Source organism: Plantactinospora soyae (assembly GCF_014874095.1).
Lineage (GTDB): Bacteria > Actinomycetota > Actinomycetes > Mycobacteriales > Micromonosporaceae > Plantactinospora > Plantactinospora soyae.
Map to the genome: position 1 here is coordinate 566,771 of NZ_JADBEB010000001.1, position 16,677 is coordinate 583,447.

15 protein-coding genes are annotated in these 16,677 nt (G+C 72.3%); 5 read left to right on the forward strand and 10 right to left on the reverse strand.

Features of this window, described 5'->3' with window-relative positions; translation table 11 throughout:
• Positions 1–4 precede the first annotated feature (4 nt).
• The 3 genes from H4W31_RS02480 to H4W31_RS02490 all read right to left on the reverse strand — a co-directional run bounded on the left by H4W31_RS02480 (position 5) and on the right by H4W31_RS02490 (position 3,119).
• Positions 5–1,315 (reverse strand): ABC transporter ATP-binding protein, encoded by a 1,311-nt coding sequence (locus tag H4W31_RS02480; RefSeq protein ID WP_318782988.1) that lies wholly within the window; start codon positions 1,313–1,315, stop codon positions 5–7.
• A gap of 2 nt (positions 1,316–1,317) precedes the next feature.
• On the reverse strand, positions 1,318–2,511 hold the full coding sequence (locus tag H4W31_RS02485; RefSeq protein ID WP_192765157.1) for a polyamine ABC transporter substrate-binding protein: 1,194 nt from the start codon (positions 2,509–2,511) through the stop codon (positions 1,318–1,320).
• A gap of 239 nt (positions 2,512–2,750) precedes the next feature.
• Positions 2,751–3,119, reverse strand: a complete 369-nt coding sequence (locus tag H4W31_RS02490; protein ID WP_192765158.1) for a DUF3499 domain-containing protein — start codon at positions 3,117–3,119, stop codon at positions 2,751–2,753.
• A 185-nt stretch (positions 3,120–3,304) separates the two neighbouring features.
• On the opposite strand from H4W31_RS02490, the gene H4W31_RS02495 reads away from it, so the two are divergent.
• Positions 3,305–3,754: a metallopeptidase family protein gene (locus H4W31_RS02495; protein ID WP_192771793.1), complete on the forward strand. Its 450-nt coding sequence runs from the start codon at positions 3,305–3,307 to the stop codon at positions 3,752–3,754.
• Positions 3,755–3,787: 33 nt separating this feature from the next.
• Here H4W31_RS02495 and H4W31_RS02500 read toward each other — a convergent pair whose 3' ends face one another.
• From H4W31_RS02500 to H4W31_RS02510, 3 genes are all read right to left on the reverse strand, one after another.
• Complete coding sequence (locus H4W31_RS02500; protein WP_192765159.1) at positions 3,788–4,045, reverse strand: WhiB family transcriptional regulator; 258 nt, start codon at positions 4,043–4,045, stop codon at positions 3,788–3,790.
• A gap of 348 nt (positions 4,046–4,393) precedes the next feature.
• The gene (locus tag H4W31_RS02505) at positions 4,394–6,949 is read right to left on the reverse strand and encodes a bifunctional FO biosynthesis protein CofGH (RefSeq protein WP_192765160.1); all 2,556 of its coding nucleotides are present in this window, start codon (positions 6,947–6,949) and stop codon (positions 4,394–4,396) included.
• A gap of 124 nt (positions 6,950–7,073) precedes the next feature.
• Positions 7,074–8,141, reverse strand: coding sequence for a polyadenylate binding domain-containing protein (locus H4W31_RS02510; RefSeq protein ID WP_192765161.1), 1,068 nt, complete (start codon positions 8,139–8,141; stop codon positions 7,074–7,076).
• Positions 8,142–8,240: 99 nt separating this feature from the next.
• Between H4W31_RS02510 and cofD the strand changes: the two genes are divergently transcribed.
• Together cofD and H4W31_RS02520 are read left to right on the forward strand one after the other, a co-directional pair.
• Entirely contained in the window at positions 8,241–9,212 is a 972-nt protein-coding gene (cofD, locus tag H4W31_RS02515) for a 2-phospho-L-lactate transferase (protein ID WP_192765162.1), read from the forward strand.
• Positions 9,209–10,363, forward strand: a complete 1,155-nt coding sequence (locus H4W31_RS02520) for a coenzyme F420-0:L-glutamate ligase (protein WP_192765163.1) — start codon at positions 9,209–9,211, stop codon at positions 10,361–10,363. The genes cofD and H4W31_RS02520 overlap by 4 nt, the downstream gene beginning before the upstream one ends.
• Before the next feature lie 47 nt (positions 10,364–10,410).
• Here the strand turns inward: H4W31_RS02520 and H4W31_RS02525 are convergent, their stop codons facing one another.
• Both H4W31_RS02525 and H4W31_RS02530 read right to left on the reverse strand, forming a co-directional pair.
• The gene (locus H4W31_RS02525) at positions 10,411–11,430 is read right to left on the reverse strand and encodes an ArsR/SmtB family transcription factor (RefSeq protein ID WP_192765164.1); all 1,020 of its coding nucleotides are present in this window, start codon (positions 11,428–11,430) and stop codon (positions 10,411–10,413) included.
• A 243-nt stretch (positions 11,431–11,673) separates the two neighbouring features.
• Positions 11,674–12,771, reverse strand: coding sequence for a hypothetical protein (locus tag H4W31_RS02530; RefSeq protein ID WP_192765165.1), 1,098 nt, complete (start codon positions 12,769–12,771; stop codon positions 11,674–11,676).
• Positions 12,772–12,806: 35 nt separating this feature from the next.
• Here H4W31_RS02530 and H4W31_RS02535 point away from each other — a divergent pair, with 35 nt between their 5' ends.
• Positions 12,807–13,376 carry an NUDIX hydrolase gene (locus H4W31_RS02535; RefSeq protein ID WP_192765166.1) on the forward strand — a complete coding sequence of 190 codons (570 nt, stop codon included), beginning with the start codon at positions 12,807–12,809 and terminating at the stop codon, positions 13,374–13,376.
• Here H4W31_RS02535 and H4W31_RS02540 read toward each other — a convergent pair.
• Entirely contained in the window at positions 13,345–14,445 is a 1,101-nt protein-coding gene (locus tag H4W31_RS02540; protein ID WP_192765167.1) for a mannose-1-phosphate guanylyltransferase, read from the reverse strand. The genes H4W31_RS02535 and H4W31_RS02540 overlap by 32 nt on opposite strands.
• 111 nt (positions 14,446–14,556) lie before the next feature.
• Positions 14,557–15,702, reverse strand: a complete 1,146-nt coding sequence (locus tag H4W31_RS02545; RefSeq protein ID WP_192765168.1) for a glycosyltransferase family 4 protein — start codon at positions 15,700–15,702, stop codon at positions 14,557–14,559.
• Between the two features lie 234 nt (positions 15,703–15,936).
• On the opposite strand from H4W31_RS02545, the gene H4W31_RS02550 reads away from it, so the two are divergent.
• The gene (locus H4W31_RS02550) at positions 15,937–16,644 is read left to right on the forward strand and encodes a TIGR03089 family protein (protein WP_192765169.1); all 708 of its coding nucleotides are present in this window, start codon (positions 15,937–15,939) and stop codon (positions 16,642–16,644) included.
• Positions 16,645–16,677: the final 33 nt, after the last annotated feature.

Genomic DNA, 16,677 nt, shown 5'->3' on the forward strand with positions numbered 1-16,677 from the left:
CGGTTCACGACCGGCTCGCTTCCACCGAACCGGCTCCGGTCGCCGCATCGGCGTCGGCGTTGGTGTCGGCGCTGCTGTCGGCGTTGGTGTCGACACTGCTGTCGGCGTTGGTGTCGACACTGCTGTCGGCGTTGGTGTCGGTGCTGCTGTGGGTGAGGAGGAAGGCGTGCCTCGGGTGCCAGTGCGCGACCACGGCACTGCCCACCGGGACCCGTGGCGCCTCGCCGTCGGCGGCGACGAAGACCGACAACTCGACGCCCCGACCGGTCCGGACCAGGTACTGCGTGCTCACCCCGAGATAGGCGGCGTCGCTGACCGTACCGTCGATCCACTGGTGGCCGTCCGGCACCTGATCCGCCGTCCCGGCCAGCCGCACCTTCTCCGGCCGTACCCCGAGCAGCGCCGCGCCGGCGAGGGTACGGGCCCGGTCCGCCGGCACCGAGAAGCGCCGGCCGTACGCCTCGACCAGGACGTCGTCGCCGCCGCGTCCGAGCACCGTGCCGGCGAGCAGGTTCGACCGGCCCAGGAAGTTGGCCACGAAGGCGGTCGCCGGGAACTCGTACAGTTCCGCCGGCGGGCCGAGCTGTTCGATCCGGCCGGCGTTCATCACCGCGACGGTGTCGGCCAGCGTCATGGCCTCCTCCTGGTCGTGGGTCACGTGTACGAAGGTGACGCCCACCTCGGTCTGGATCCGCTTGAGTTCGAGCTGCATCCGGCGGCGCAGCGCCAGGTCGAGCGCGCCGAGTGGCTCGTCCAGCAGCAGCACCCGGGGCCGGTTGACCAGTGCCCGGGCCAGGGCCACCCGCTGCTGCTGACCGCCGGAGAGCCGGGCCGGCCGCTGCCGGTCGTACCCGTCGAGCTGCACCAGCGCCAGCATCCGGCGCACCTGCCCGGCCACGTCCGGTACGCCCCGGCGACGCAGCCCGAACGCGACGTTCTCGAAGACGTCGAGGTGTGGAAAGAGCGCGTAGCTCTGGAACACGGTATTCACCGGCCGCCGGTACGGCCGCAGCCCGGTGATGTCCTCCCCGCCGAGCAGTACCCGGCCGCCGGTCGGCTCCTCCAGCCCGGCCACCATCCGCAGAGTGGTGGTCTTGCCGCAGCCCGAGGGGCCCAGCAGGGCGAAGAACGACCCGGCCGGCACGCTCAGGTCGAGCCGGTCCACGGCGGTGACGCCGCCCTCCCCCGACGACGCGGAGCGCCGACCTGCCGGACCGAAGCGCCGCCCCGCCGAGCCGAGGCGCCGTCCCGCCGGACCGAACCGCTTGGTGAGGCCGGCCAGCCGCAGCTTCCCGGCCGACTCCTCGCTCGCCACCCCTACCCCCCGATGACCTGCTGGAACTTCGACTCGTACTCCCGCTCCCGGGCCTCGTCGAGGGGCATGAACACCTTCGACCTGGCCAGCAGCGCCTGATCGGGGAAGATCAGCGGGTTGGTCGCCAACTCCGGGTCGATCTTCTCCATCTCCGCCTGCGCACCCTGTACCGGGCAGATGTAGTTGACGTACGCCGCGACCTGGGCCGCGACCGCCGGCTCATAGTAGTAGTCCATCAGCGCCTCGGCGTTCGCCCGGTGGCTCGCCCGGTTCGGCACCAGCATGTTGTCGGAGTAGAGCATCGCGCCGGAATCCGGGGCCACGAAACGGATCCGCTGGTCCTCGGCGGCGAGTTGGATGACGTCGCCCGACCAGGCGATACAGGCCGCCACGTCGCCCTTGGCGAGTTCCGGGGCGTAGTCGTTGCCGGTGAACCGACGGATCTGTCCGCTCTCGACGGCCCTTCTGAGCTTGTCCAGCGCCTGGTCGAACTGGTCGGCGGTGAAGTTCGCCGGATCGTGTCCGCCCGCCTGGAGCAGCAGCCCCATGGTGTCCCGCATCTCGCTCAACGCGGTCACCCTGCCCTTGAGGTCGGGCCGGGTGAGCAGTTCGTCGACGGTACGGACCTCCCTGGTCACGTTGCCGTTGTAGGCCAGTCCGGCCAGGCCCGACTGCCACGGGATGGCGAGCACGTTCTCCCGGTCGTACGGGCGGTCGCGCAGCGACGGGAGCAGGTTCCGGCCGACGTTCGGCAGCCTCGCCCCGTCGAGTCGCTGTACCCAGCCGAGCCCGATCACCCGGGCCGCCATCCAGTCGCTGAGCACGATGATGTCCCGGCCGATGGGCTGGCAGGAGCTGAGCTGGGGCCGTACCTTGCCGAAGAACTCGTTGTTGTCGTTGATGTCCTCGGTGTACGTCACCTGGATGCCGGTCCGCGCCTGGAACTTGTCGAGGCTGGGCCGCTTCGACCCGTCCTCGTCGTCCACGTCCAGGTACTGCGGCCAGTTGGAGAAGATCAGCTCCTTCTCGGCTCCGGAGAGATCCTCACTGACGCAGCTCGCCTCGGTCTGCCGGGCGCCCTTCGTCCCGCAGCTCCCCAGAGCGGCCGTCATCGCGAGCAGGGCCGCCGAGCCGGCCGCGCCGCGCAGCAGGGCACGCCGGGGCAGCCTCGGCAGGGGATGCGGACGGTCGCGCATGGCAGGGCTCCTCCGGGGTCGTGCCGACGGGCAGGGCAGGCAAGGTCGGCCCGCTGGCCGGAGGCGTCGCGGGAGATCCGATCAGACGCCGATCTTGGCATGCGACCGTCCGGGCACGACGACGCCCCCGTACCGGAGAGCACGGGGGCGTTTCTCACCGGCCTGAGGGTGTTAGGAAGGGCCCCTTCCTATGCAAAAAGCGATAGGAAGGGGCCCTTCCTTACAGCTACAGCTACAGGTCAGTGGCTGGGTGGGATGACGCGGAGGTGGCCACGGCGACCGGTCTGCTGGCCGGTGTTGGGGTCGACCCCGGCCTCGTCCGGGCGGGGCGGGGCCGGGCGGGCGGCCTCCCGGACCGCCTCGGCCAGCGCCACCAGGTCGTCGGTGGTCGGCGGTGGGGGCTCGAACTCCCCCTCGTGCCGGACCACGTCCCAGCCGCGCGGGGCCGTCAGGCTCCGGGCGTGCGGCTCACAGAGGTCGTACGTGTGCGGCTCAGCGAAGGCCGCGAGCGGCCCCACCACGGCTGTCGACTCGGTGTAGACATAGGTCAGCGTGGCTACGGCCTGTCGGGGGCAGCCGTTGCGGGAGCAACGCCGTGGTGACCTCACGGCGGCACGGTATCTCCATTACCGGCTCCGCCGCTCCGCTTGGGCTTCCGACACGCCGGTAGTGGTGATCACAATTCGGGCTCCCGCCTGGCGACACGGCCGAATCCACGAACCGATCTTGATCGCGCCGGGTCTACCCTGTCGTCGTGGGCGGGACGTTCACCACGAGTGAAGCGGGGTTCGAGATGACCAGTCCGGAGAATCGCCGGCCCGACCCCGGGCGCCGGTCCCGCCGGGATCGGCACGGGCGCGGGCTGCGCGGCCGGCTCGTCCCGGCCACGGTTCCGCTCGCCCGGACGAAGTCGGAGATCTTCGACGATCTGGTGCTGGACACCGTGGAGACCCTGGAACGGCGGTTCGCCAAGGAGCTGGCCGGGGTCGAGTTCGCGGTCGAGGACGTGCCGCCGGACCTGAACGTCTACGACTCGGACGTCCTGGAGGACGGCGAGGTGCCCCTCGCCCGCCTGCTGCCCGGTCGGCCCGGCCGGCAGGAGGTGCCGCCGAGGATCGTGCTCTACCGCCGCCCCCTGGAGTTCCGGGCGATAGACCGCGAGGACCTCGCCGACCTGGTACACGACGTGATCATCGAGCAGGTCGCGAACCTGCTCGGCGTCGATCCCGATGAGCTGGCCTGACCCGGGCGGCCCCCACCACCCGGGCGCGGCCGGTCAGGCGACGCGACGCTTCAACTTGCGCCGTTCGCGTTCGGACAACCCGCCCCAGATCCCGAACCGTTCGTCATGTCCGAGCGCGTATTCCAGGCACTCGGTCTTGACCTCACACCGGGAGCAGATCCGCTTCGCCTCGCGGGTCGAGCCGCCCTTCTCGGGAAAAAACGCCTCCGGATCGGTCTGCGAGCACAGCGCGCGCTCTTGCCACTCCGGAGCATTTCCGAGCAGGTCGGCCACCTCGAGTCGGCCGTCCATCCAGTTGCCTCCTTATCGCGCACCGGCGTGGCAGCCGGCGCAACCCCCCACGCGGAAGGCGTGTTTGTCCGTCCGGTAGCGATTTGATGCGCTCCGTACGAACGACCCCACTGAAATTACACGTGTGTTATACGTGCGTCGTCAAGCCGAACCTGCTAAGTGGAGTCACCCCTGCCGCGTGCCCGGACGACTGTGGAGTCATCGCGGTCTCGCAACCTGCCCTATCGATTCAGACCCGGCAGGGGTAACGCCCCGCTCGGCGAGTTGCGTCAGATATCGGCGTTTCGCGGCCGGCGCGCCCCGTGGCGTCCCGCGAACGGGTGTACCCGTGGATCGGGCCCGGAGGGGTCAACCGGTGTGCCCGTAGACCGTGGTACGCCGTCGGGCCTGCCGTCCGGCCGCCGTCGCGATCCGCTCCAGCTGGGCGACGGTACGCGCCGAACCATGGTCCGATCCCGCCATCCGGGAGATCGTCTCCTCCATCAACGTGCCGCCGAGGTCGTTGCAGCCGCCCCGGAGCAGTTCCGCCGTTCCGGAGTCGCCGAGCTTGACCCAGGAGCACTGGATGTTCGCGATCCGCCCGTGCAGCAGCAGCCGGGCCATGGCGTGCACGATTCGGTTTTCCCGCCAGGTGGGACCCGGTCGGGCGATCCCGGCGAGGTAGATCGGGGCGTTCGTGTGTACGAACGGCAGGCCGACGAACTCGGTGAACCCGCCGGTACGGTCCTGCAGCCCGGCCAGCACCCGGAAGTGTCCCAGCCACTGTCGGGGGTGGTCGACGTGGCCGTACATCATCGTGGAGCTGGACCGGATGCCCAGCTCGTGCGCGGTGCCGACCACCTCGACCCAGGTGGCGGCCGGCAGTTTGCCCTTGGTGAGCACCCAGCGCACCTCGTCGTCGAGGATCTCCGCCGCCGTGCCGGGGATGGTGTCCAGGCCGGCGTCGCGCAGCTCGGTGAGCCAGTCCCGGACCGGTACGCCCGCCTTGGCGGCACCGGTGACGATCTCCATCGGCGAGAAGGCGTGCACGTGCATGCCCGGCACCCGGGCCTTGATCCCCCGGACCAGCTCCGCGTACGCCGAGACCGGCAGTTTGGGGTCGATCCCGCCCTGCATGCAGACCTCGGTGGCGCCGGCCGCCCAGGCCTCCTCGGCCCGGTCCGCGACCTGCCGGGCGGAGAGCCGGTACGCGTCGGCGTCCCGCTCCCGCTGGGCGAACGCGCAGAACCGGCAGCCCACGTAGCAGACGTTGGAGAAGTTGATATTGCGGTTCACCACGTACGTCACGTCGTCGCCGACCGCCGCCCGGCGGACGTCGTCGGCGATCCGGCACACCTCGTCCAGGTCCGCCCCGTCGGCGCCGAACAGCGCCAGCGCCGCCGCCTCGTGCCGGGGCTCCAGCAGCGCGGCCGGGTCGTCGCCGGCCAGCCGCAGTCCGGCGCGCAGGTCGGAGTCGCCGCCGGCCGGCACCCCGCCCGGGACCAGCGTCCGCTCGCCGAGCGCCGCAGCGGGCACCGCGCCGGGAATCCGGGCACCGACCTCGGCCCAGTCGCCGTAGACCTGGTCGAAGTCGCCGCGCCGGTCACCGGTCCGCCCGGTGGTGTCGATCGTGGCGTGCAGGTCGACCCGACCCCCCGGCACGAAGGCGTCGTCCGGCTCCTGCCAGGGACGACCGGTGGGACGGGCGTCGGCGACCCCGAGCCCGGTGACCGGGTCGGCGAGCGCGGCCACGTGGGCGGCGAGCCGGGGGTCCAGCCACGGATCGCCGCGCCGGACGTACTCGGGGTAGATCGTCAACCGCTCCTGGAGGGTGAACCCGGCCGCCTCGGACCGGGCCGCCAACTCGTCCAGATGCGGCCAGGGACGCTCCGGGTTGACGTGGTCCGGGGTCACCGGCGACACGCCGCCCCAGTCGTCGATGCCGGCCCGCAGCAGGAGGTCGAACTCCCCCTCGATCAGGTTCGGCGGCGCCTGGATCCGGGCTCCCGGGCCGAGCAGGATCCGGGACACCGCCACCGTGGCCGCCAGGTCGTGCAGTTCCGCGTCGGGCATCCCGCGCATCGCGGTGTCCGGCTTGGCCCGGAAGTTCTGCACGATGACTTCCTGGATGTGGCCGTACTCCCGGGCACTGCGCCGGATCGCGAAGATCGAGTCGACCCGCTCGGCGAGCGTCTCACCGATGCCGATCAGGATGCCGGTGGTGAAGGGCACGGCCACCCGCCCGGCGTCGGCGAGCACCCGCAGCCGTACCGCGGGTTCCTTGTCCGGCGAGCCGTAGTGCGGCCCGCCGGGCTCGGACCAGAGCCGGGTGGCGGTGGTCTCCAGCATCATGCCCATGCTCGGCGCGACCGGCTTGAGCCGTTGCAGCTCCGCCCAGGAGAGCACGCCGGGGTTCAGGTGCGGCAGCAGGCCGGTCTCCTCGAGTACCGCGATCGCGCACGCCCGCAGGTAGTCCAGGGTCGAGTCGAAGCCACGCTCGGTCAGCCACTGCCGGGCCTGCGGCCAGCGCTCCTCCGGCCGGTCGCCGAGGGTGAACAACGCCTCCTTGCAGCCCTGCGCCGCACCCGCCGCCGCGATCGCCAGCACCTCGTCCCGCTCCAGGTAGGCGGCGGGCAGCCGGTGCGGCACGGTCGCGAAGGTGCAGTAGTGGCAGCGGTCCTGACAGAGCCGGGTCAGTGGGATGAAGACCTTCTTGGAGAAGGTGACCACCCCGGGCCGCCCGGCATCGACCAACCCGGCGTCCCGCAGCCGGCCGGCGATGGCCAGCAACTCGTCGAGGAACTCGCCGCGCGCGGCGAGCAGCGCCGCCGCCTCGTCCGGGTCGAGGGCCCGGCCGTCCGCCGCCCGGCGCAACGCCCGGCGCAGACTCGCGGTGGTCGGCGCCCCGTCAGTCCCATCAGCCACTCGTGCAGCCTAGGCCGTGGAACCGGCCGGACGGCGCCCGGCGGCCCCTGGTCCGGGCCCGGACCGGGTGGCAACGGTCACAGCCCTCGGGAGGATGGACCCGCGTCCATCCTCCCGATCCGGCTCAGTGCTGGCGCGGCTGGGTCGGGTCGTCGTCCCGGTCGGCCGGCGGCGGCTGGATGCCCGCCGACGGCTGCTGGCTGGCCGGATTGATCCGCTGGGTGCGGTCGGCGGTGCGCTGCGGGATCACCTGGGTCCGGCCCTCCTCCTCTTCCTCGTCCGGCTCGGGGGCGACCGACGGGGCGGGGCCGGCCGACGGCGGCGCCGAGACGGGCCCGGCGGGCGTGCCTGCGGACCCCGGCGCCCCGAACGGAGCGGCCGGCGGCGCGGACGCGGGCGGAGCCGAGGCGGGCGGGGCGGAGGCGGGCGGGGCCGAGGCCGGGATACCGGAGACCGGTTGGCCGTAGGCGGCCGGCTGGGCGTAGCCGGTGGGCTGCGGGTAGCCGGCCGGCTGGCCGAAGTCGGTGGGCTGGCCGTAGACCGTCGGCTGGCCGTAGACGTTCGGGTCGCCACCCTGACCCTGCGGGTAGCCGGCCGGCGGGTAGCCCGGCTGGCCGTACGGCTGCTGACCGTACGGCGGCTGGCCGTAGGGCGGCTGACCGTACGACTGGGGCTGGCCGTAGAGACCCGGCTGCGGCTTCGGCTTGGGTACGTAGAAGAGCGTCCGCCACACCCGGAAGACCACGAAGGCCGCGGCGGCGAGCAGGGCGAAGGCTCCGCCCATCAGCAGAAGTCCGGTGAACGCCCGCCGGAACTCCGTGTCGGCCAGCAGGCTGAAGATCCCGGCGAGGAGGGTCACCAGGCCGAACAGCGCCGAGAAGGCGTACTCGCCGAGCGCCACGAGGGTGATCACCCGGGCGCGACCGACCACCGGCTGGATGTGCGTCGCGAGCAGCACGGCGAGCACCGGAAGGGCGGTCTGCTCGATGCCCACGAAGCCGTAGAAGGCGCTCAGGGACCGGTCGCCGAATTCGGAACCCTCCCAGCCACCGAAGAACAACTCGATCATCCCGGCGAACAGGAACAGCGCGTTGGCGCCGAGCAGCACGAACGCGATCAACTCGCGTAACGGCTTGGTTGTCTGGCTGGCCTGCGGCGCGTCGGTCGGCGCGGGCCCGGGCTGGCTGGTCAAAATTCCCCCTCAGGCAGTTTACGGACGGTGGCGACGCCTGAGCCTAGTCGGCGAACCCGCCCGCCGCCCGCGCGGAGCGGATGGGCGAGGATGGTGACCATGCGCATCGTGGTATTGACCGGGGGCATCGGCGGCGCTCGCTTCCTGACCGGCGTACGCGCGTACGCCGGTCAGGTCGGCGCCGAGGTGACCGCGGTGGTCAACGTCGGTGACGACGTACTGCTGCACGGGCTGAAGATCTGTCCGGACCTGGACAGCGTCATGTACACCCTCGGTGGTGGGGCGGACCGGGAACGGGGCTGGGGACGGGCCGGCGAGACCTGGACGGTCAAGGAGGAGCTGGCCGCGTACGGCGCGGAGCCGACCTGGTTCGGTCTCGGTGACCGGGACGTGGCGACCCACCTGGTCCGCAGTTCGATGCTGGGCGCCGGCTATCCGCTCTCGGCGGTGACCGAGGCGCTCTGCGCACGCTGGCAACCGGGCGTACGCCTGCTGCCCGCCACCGACGACCGCCTGGAGACCCACGTCGTGGTGAGCGGACCCGACGACGGTACGACCGACGCCCCCGACGCCCAGCGCGCCATCCACTTCCAGGAGTGGTGGGTACGCCACCGGGGCGCACTGCCGACCCACCGCTTCGTCTTCGTCGGCGCCGAGGCGGCCAAGCCGGCGGCGGGGGTGCTGGACGCGCTGGCCGAGGCGGATGTCGTGCTGCTCGCCCCGAGCAATCCGGTGGTGAGCGTCGCGCCGATCCTCGCCGTGCCGGGGATCCGGGAGGCGCTGGTCGCCGGCACCGCGCCGGTGATCGGAATCTCCCCGATCATCGGTGGTGCCCCGGTACGCGGCATGGCCGACCGCTGCCTGGCGGTGCTCGGGGTGCCGTGCACCGCGGCCGGGGTGGGCGGGCTCTACGGTCCCCGCTCGGCCGGTGGCATCCTGGACTCCTGGCTGGTGGACACCGCCGACGCCGGTGCCGAGGTCCCGGGCCTGACCGTGCGGGCGGCACCGCTGTGGATGACCGACGAGGCGGCGACCGCGACGATGGTCCGGACCGCGATGGAGCTGGCATGAGACTAGAGGTGTTACCGGTGCTCGGCCTCGGCGACATCACCGAGGGCGACGACCTGGCGGCGCTGATCGCCATGGCCGCGCCCTGGTTGCGCGATGGCGACGTGCTGGTGGTGACCAGCAAGATCGTGTCAAAGGCGGAGGGCCGGATGGTCGACGTACCGGTCGACGGTCCGGAGCGGGAGGTGGCCCGGTCCGAGATCCTCGCCGGGGAGACCGCCCGGCCGGTGGCCCGGCGTGGCGCGACCCGGATCGTCCAGACGCACCACGGTTTCGTGATGGCCTCCGCCGGGATCGACGCCTCCAACGTGGACCGTTCACGGCTGGTACTGCTGCCCAAGGACCCGGACGCGTCCGCCCGGGGGCTACGGGCCGCGATCCGCGAACAGCACGGCGCCGACGTGGTGGTCATCATCTCGGACACGATGGGCCGTCCATGGCGCAACGGCCTCACCGACGTGGCGCTCGGTGTCGCCGGCATGCCGGCGGTCCGCGACCACCGGGGCGAGGTCGACCCGTACGGCAACCGGATGAGCATCACCCAGATGGCGGTGGTGGACGAGTTGGCCGGTGCGGGCGAACTGGTGAAGGGCAAGTGCGACCAGGTGCCGGTCGCGGTGATCCGTGGCTACCTCTACGGCGCCGACCCGGACGACGGCGACGGCGCGGCGGCCCTGGTCCGGGATGCCGCGCAGGACCTCTTCTCGTTGGGCACCGCCGAGGCCCGGGCCGAGGGGCTCCGCGCCGCCGCCACCCTCGGCGAGTCGACCGGCACGCACGGCCGCCGGGTCGCCGGGCCGGACGAGCCGGCCGGGACGGGCGATCTGGCGGCGGTGAACCGGGCGATCGGCACGGTGGCCGGGGTAATCACCCCGGGCACGGTCTTCACCCCGGTCAGCGACGAGCGGGTACGGGCCCGGCTCGCCGGTGCGACGCCGGCCGTACCGTCCGACGCCACCGCGATGGTCGACTGCTGGCCGCCCGGTCCACCCGACTCCGCCGCGTTCATCCGGTTCGGTGCCGACCTGCACCGGCTGCGTGCCGCGCTGGCCGCCGAGGGCCTGGACTCGACCCTGCTGCTGGCCCCCGCCGAGGGCGTCGGAGCGACCCTGGTGGTCACCCCGCCGCCCGGCCCGGCCGTCCTACCAGCCTGACCGGTCCGGCCCGGTCGGCCGCCGTGCCTGGTGGCGGGCGGTGGTGGTCAGACGTCCAGCATGGCCCGGCCGAGCGGGGTCAGGATGTGCAGCACGGTGTTCCGGTCCCGGTGGCTGACCAGCAGCCCCGCGTTGCGTAGTACGGAGGTGTGCTGGCTCGCGGCGGCCGGCGAGATGTGCAGCCGGCGGGCCACCTCCCCGGTGGAGCAGCCGTCGCCCACCACCTCCAGAACCCTCGCCCGGGTACGCCCGAGCAGTGCCGCGAGCGCCGCCTGCCCGCCACTCGATCCGAGCGTCGGGACCGGACCGCCGCCCTCGCCCGGGGCCGGGGTGAGGCCGCCCAGCCGGTCGACCGGATAGACCAGGACCGGGGGCAGTTCGGGGTCGACGAGGGTCACCGGGATACGGGCGCAGAAGAACGACGGCACCAGGAGCAGTCCGCGCCCGTCGAGGTGCAGTTCCCGGTCGACCGGATAGTCGGCCACCTCGAGCACCCCGGAGTCCCACCGCATCGCCGGGCGCAGGCTGGCCAGCAGTCCTTCGGCACCACCGTCGAGCAGCGCCCGGGCCCGGCGGCTCCGGTCCGCCTCCACCGCCGCCTGGATCCGCGCCCAGTACGGCTCGATCGCCGTCACCTGGTACGCCCGCATCGAATCGGCCAGGTGCCGCAGCACCTCGCCGTCGCCCCGGGCCAGCGCGCTCGCCGAACTGGGCAGTGGCAGCGGATTCTCCCCGGCCAGGACGGTCAGGTCCCGCTCCAGCAGGGTGATCGGCGTGGACGCGATGGTGTCCAGCCCCGCCTCCAGCCCGTGCAGGCTCTGGTACGGGGTCAGAAAGTCGGGAAAGTAGCCCCGGGGCGGGTTGAGTGCGAGCAGCAGACGCAGTTGGCCCAGCGCGCTGTTTCGGCGGAGCCCACCGGACACGTCACGCCGCCAGCCGGCCATCACCGGATCCCGGCTACGCCCCTGCAACAGGTGGAGGCTGAGGACAAGCTCCCAGACCTGGTCGGCGGCAGGGGCGACGCGGGTCCGGGCGATGTCCTCGCTGGAGAAGAAGATTCTCAGCATGGCACGCACTCCCGAGTCGCCGGAGAAGGGTGTCCGGCAACCCGTGGAACTCTACCCCGGTGCCATCTATCTCTGTCTTTCAGCCAGAGCTGAAAGACCTCGACGGCCAGCGGACCCACCGGGCATGCTCACTGTGCCGATACCGGGGCTACTGGCGTCATCGACGCTGGACCGGCCCTGCGGCGTGCCGGGGCAGGGGAGGAACGCGGCGCCCGGACGGTCCCAACGAGGGTTCGCGGCCCTTCATCCGCGAAGGGTTCCGTCCGGGTAGTCGCTTTCCGCACCATGCCGATCCTCTGCCCCGATCCAGAGGGCCACCCGGTGATCCTCGTCGGTCACGTAGTAGCGGGATCCGTCCAGTTCGGCCAGACCCTCCACATTGTGCAGTGGGGCGAGGTCCGAGACCAGCTCACCGGCCAGCACCCGGCCCTCCTGACCGGCGGTCCACCGGAACCGCACGTGCCGACTGGTGACGTCTCCCCCGGTGGGATGCGCGTCGAGCAGCACCGATCCCTTGCCGAGTGCGTCGATCGAACCGATCACGGCGTCGTACGAGCCGTCGTCCCGGGACGAGAGCGCCCGGAATCCGGTGAGTTCGCCGGGGCGGGTCACCCCGGTCACCGCGTACGCCCCGACGACCCGGGGCCAGCTCCGCCGGTCGAACATCCCGGCCACGTCCGCCAGCTCGACGACGATCGGTTCGCCCCGGTCGGTGACCGGAAAGCGCAGCCCGAGGAGCAGGGTGCCGGCCGGGGTGAAGGCCGCCGCCTCCACGTTCACCGGCAGGTCGTCGTCGGCCAACCGACTCACCCAGGTCTTCGCCCGCGCGGTCCCCCGGTCCCGGGTGGCGACGATGAACCGGTGCCGGATCTGCTCATTGGGGGGCAGCACGGTTATCCCGGCGGCCACGATCGCGTCGTTCACGGCCCGGTGCAGCCGGAACTGGTTGCGGACCACGTGCAGCCGGGGCACCGGGGTCACCGCGTCGGCCTCACGGAACCGGGCCACGAAGGCACGGCGTGGACGCAGCGGACCGCGCTTCGAGCCGAAGTGCGAGCCGAGCACGTAGATCCACTCGTCGTACCGGGCCAGCGCCTCGCCGTCCTCGGTCCGGCCGTTCTCCTCCCCGGCGTGCATCGGCAGGTGGTGGGTCACCCACGCGCCGTCGTACCGCTCGATCAGCAGGGCCAGGCAGTGTTCGACCGACCCCTCGTCGAGCACCGTCCAGAAGGCCCGCCGTGCGCCGTGCGCGGCGAGCAGCGCGGGCGACCGTACCGGCAGCAGGTCGCTCGCCTCGTTGCCGGCGACACCGAGTTCCACCGTACGCAGCGGGCGGGTCATGGGATCATGGTACGAGTGTCGCCTAGGGTGGCCGTGTGCTGGACGCCCTGTACGCCGACACGTTGGCCCTGCTCACCGCCTGGCGACCACCCACCACCGGTGCGGCCGACGCCCTGGACCGGACCCTCCGGCTGCTCCGCGACGGCGGGCCGGTGGCGATGACCCGGGAGCACCGCCCCGGCCACATCACGGCCAGCACGCTGGTGCTGGACTCGACCGGCAGCCGGGTACTCCTCTGCCTGCACGGCCGCTTCCGGCAGTGGGTGCAGCTCGGCGGGCACTGCGAGGCCACCGACCCGACCCTGGCCGGCGCGGCGCTGCGGGAGGCGACGGAGGAGTCCGGCATCGACGGGCTCTGGCTGGAGCCGGTACCGATCGACCTGGACATCCATCCGGTGCCCTGTGCCGGCGGCTCCTGGCACCACGATGTACGGTTCGCCGCGATCGCCCCGGCGGAGGCGGTCGAGCGGGTCAGCGCCGAGTCGGTCGAACTCGGCTGGTTTCCGCCCGACGCGCTGCCCGAGCCGCTGGCGGGCGCCACCGAGCAACTGGTGGCGCCGGCACTGGCGGCGTTCAGACGTAGTTCTCTTCGCCCCGCTCCTTGAGCTCGTCGACCAGCTTCTTGACGTCCTGGGCCCGGTCGCGGGGACAGACCAGCACCGCGTCCGGGGTGTCCACCACGATCAGGTCCCGGACGCCCAGCGCGGCGACCAGCCGGCCGGACTGCGGCACCACCACCAGACGCTCGCAGTCCCGGAGCAGCACACCGGGCTTCGGCTCGACCTGCTCGGCACCGAGCACCACGTTGCCGCTCTCGTCGGCCGGCAACACCTCGCCGAGCGTGTCGAAGTCGCCGACGTCGTTCCAGCCGAAGTCTCCCGGTACGGTGGCGACCCGCCCTGCCATCGCGGCGCCCTCCATCACGGCGTAGTCGACGGAGATCTTGGGCAGCGTGGGCCAGACGGTGCCGAGCACCTCCTCGCGCTCGGGCGTGTCCCAGGACTGCGCGATGGTGGTCAGCCCGGCGTGCAGCACGGGCTGCTGCCGCGCCAGCTCGGCCAGGAAGACGTCGACCCGCCAGACGAACATGCTCGCGTTCCACAGGTGCCGCCCGGAGCGCAGGTACGCCTCGGCGACGTCGGCCGCCGGCTTCTCCTTGAACTCCTCGACCCGGCGCAACGGGCCCGAGCCGAGCAGTTCGCCGCACTGGAGATAGCCGTACCCGGTCTCGGCCCGGGTGGGTTTGATGCCCACCGTCATCAGCAGGCCCTGCTCGGCACCGCCGACCGCCTCCCGCACCGTCGCGGCCCAACCGTCCGGGTCGCCGATCAGATGGTCCGCCGCGAACGAACCCATCACCGCTTCCGGCTCGCGCAGCGCGATGACCGCGGCGGCGAGCGCGATCGCCGCGCAGGAGTCCCGGGGCGAGGGCTCGACCAGGATGTTCTCCTCTGGCAGGCCGGTCAGCTGGCGGGCGACCGCGGCCACGTGCGCGGCGCCGGTGACCACCATGGTCCGCTCCGGAGTGGTCAGCGGCCCGAGCCGGTTGACCGTGGCCTGCAACAGCGAGTCGCCGGTACCGGTGAGCGGATGGAGAAACTTGGGATGACCGGCACGGGACAGCGGCCACAGACGTGTACCGCTACCGCCCGCCGGGATTACGGCGAAGAGCATCAGCACATCATGCCGGACACGTGTGCCCGATCACTCCGGCTTGTCGCGACGGTACGCGATCAAACCGGTACGGACGGCAGCGACATCCCCGCTGACCTGGCCTCGCGCTGATCATGCGCGGGCCCGGGTCCACGCCGCGATGTGCACCTCGGCGCTCGACTCCCAGGTGAACTCCTTGGCCCGGTCGAAGCCCGCCTTCGCCAGCGAGAGCCGCCGCGACTCGTCGTCCAGCAGCGCGCCGAGATCCGTCGCGATCTGCTGCGGGTCCTCGCTGGTGTACGCGACCGCGTCGCCGCCCACCTCCGGCAACGACAGTCGCGGCGTGGTCAGCACCGGTGTGGCGCAGGCCATCGCCTCCAGGATCGGCAGGCCGAACCCCTCGCCGTAGGACGGATACGCGGCGACCAGCGCACCGCCGAGGAAGCCGGGCAGGTCGGCGTAGCGCAGGTAGCCGGGGCGCAGCAGCCGCAGGTGCGCCGGTACGTCGGCGACGGCCCGGTCGATCTCGTCGTCGTGACCCTGGCCGCCAGCGAGGACCAGGGCCGGCGGGGCGGGCCGGTCCTTCACCGCCAGCACCCAGCCACGGATGAGGTTCGGCACGTTCTTGCGCGGCTCCTTGGACCCGAGGAACGCCACGTAGCTGTTCGCGCCCAGGCCGAGCCGGGCGCGTACCCGCGCCTTCTCTTCGTCGCTCGGCGCGTGGAAGGCCGCCTGGTCCACCCCGTGGTACGCCACGTCGATCCGGGTCGGATCGGCGTCCAGCAACCGGATCAACTCGTCCCGGGTCGCCTTGCTGGGCACGATCACCCGGTCCGCCCGACGCAGCGACGTCTTGATCGCGCTGCGGAAGAAGGTCCGCCGGGTCTTGTCGTAGTGCTCGGGCTCGGTGAAGAAGGTGGCGTCGTGCACGGTGACCGTCACCGGACAGCCGGCCCGGAGCGGGCAGGTGTAGAACGGCGAGTGCAGCACGTGCGCGCCGACCTGCTGGGCGAGCAGCGGAAGCCCGGTCTGCTCCCAGGCGAGCCGGGCCGGTCGGTGCGCCACCGCCGCCGGTGCCGGGATCACCTCCGCGCCCGGCAGCATCCGGGCGTACCGCTCACCGTCGGTGCGCAGCGCGACCACGACCAACTCCAGGCCCGGGCCGATGACCTTGCCCAGGGCGCCGAGGAGTCCGTCGACGTATCTACCAACGCCGCCCCGGTCGGCGGGCACGCTGGTGGCGTCAATGAGCACGCGGGGCGGACGACCGGCGGTCACTGTGGCGACTCCTCGAAAGGTGTGGTGTGGGGAACAACACTGCGATCCAAGCCTACGCCGCGCCCGCCCGAGCGCGTCGACTGCGACCCGTCGGGCAACTGTCTTTCCGGTGACTCAAACGGTTCACGGGTGTTGGTCGTCACAGTGGGTGCCGAACCCACTCGAATCGGGTACCGACCACCGCCGATGTGGCGTGAATGTCGCCGGCCGCCCGGGTCGGTATCGTTCCGGACGATGACCGAGAACATTGCCGGGATCTTCGCCGCCGCGATCGCCGCCGACCCGACCCGACCCCTGCTGACCTGGTACGACGACGCGACCGGTGACCGTACCGAACTTTCCGGGGCGACCCTGGCCAACTGGGTCGCCAAGACCGCCAACCTGCTGGTCGACTCGGCCGGGCTGGCGCCGGGCGACTCCGCCGGGGTGCTGCTGCCGGCACACTGGCAGACCGCTGCCGTCCTGCTCGGCTGCTGGTCGGCCGGGCTGGAGGTGACCGGCGGCCAACCCGGTGACCCGGCGAGCCGCCCGGTCGACGTGCTCTTCGCCGCCGTCGACCGGATCACCGAGGCGGCGGCCTGGCCGACCGGTGACCGGTACGCCCTCGCGCTCGCCCCGCTCGCCGCCCCGGTACGCGACCTGCCGCCCGGGTACGCCGACTACGTGATCGAGGTACGCGGGCACGGCGACCACTTCACTCCGGAGCCGCAGGGGGGCCCTCAGGACGCCCTGCTCGCCGCTCGGGCCGCCCAGCGGGCCACCGAGTTGGGCATCGGTGCCGGCGACCGGGTACTGGTCGACGCGGACCGCTACCCGGACCCGGTGGACTGGCTGCTCGCCCCGCTGCACGCCGGAGCCAGCCTGGTGCTCTGCGGACACCTCGACCACGGTCGACTTCCCGACCGGGCGGCCACGGAAAAGGTCACCGTGCAACTCACCTGATCCACGCCCACCTGACCGGCACGGGCAATTCAC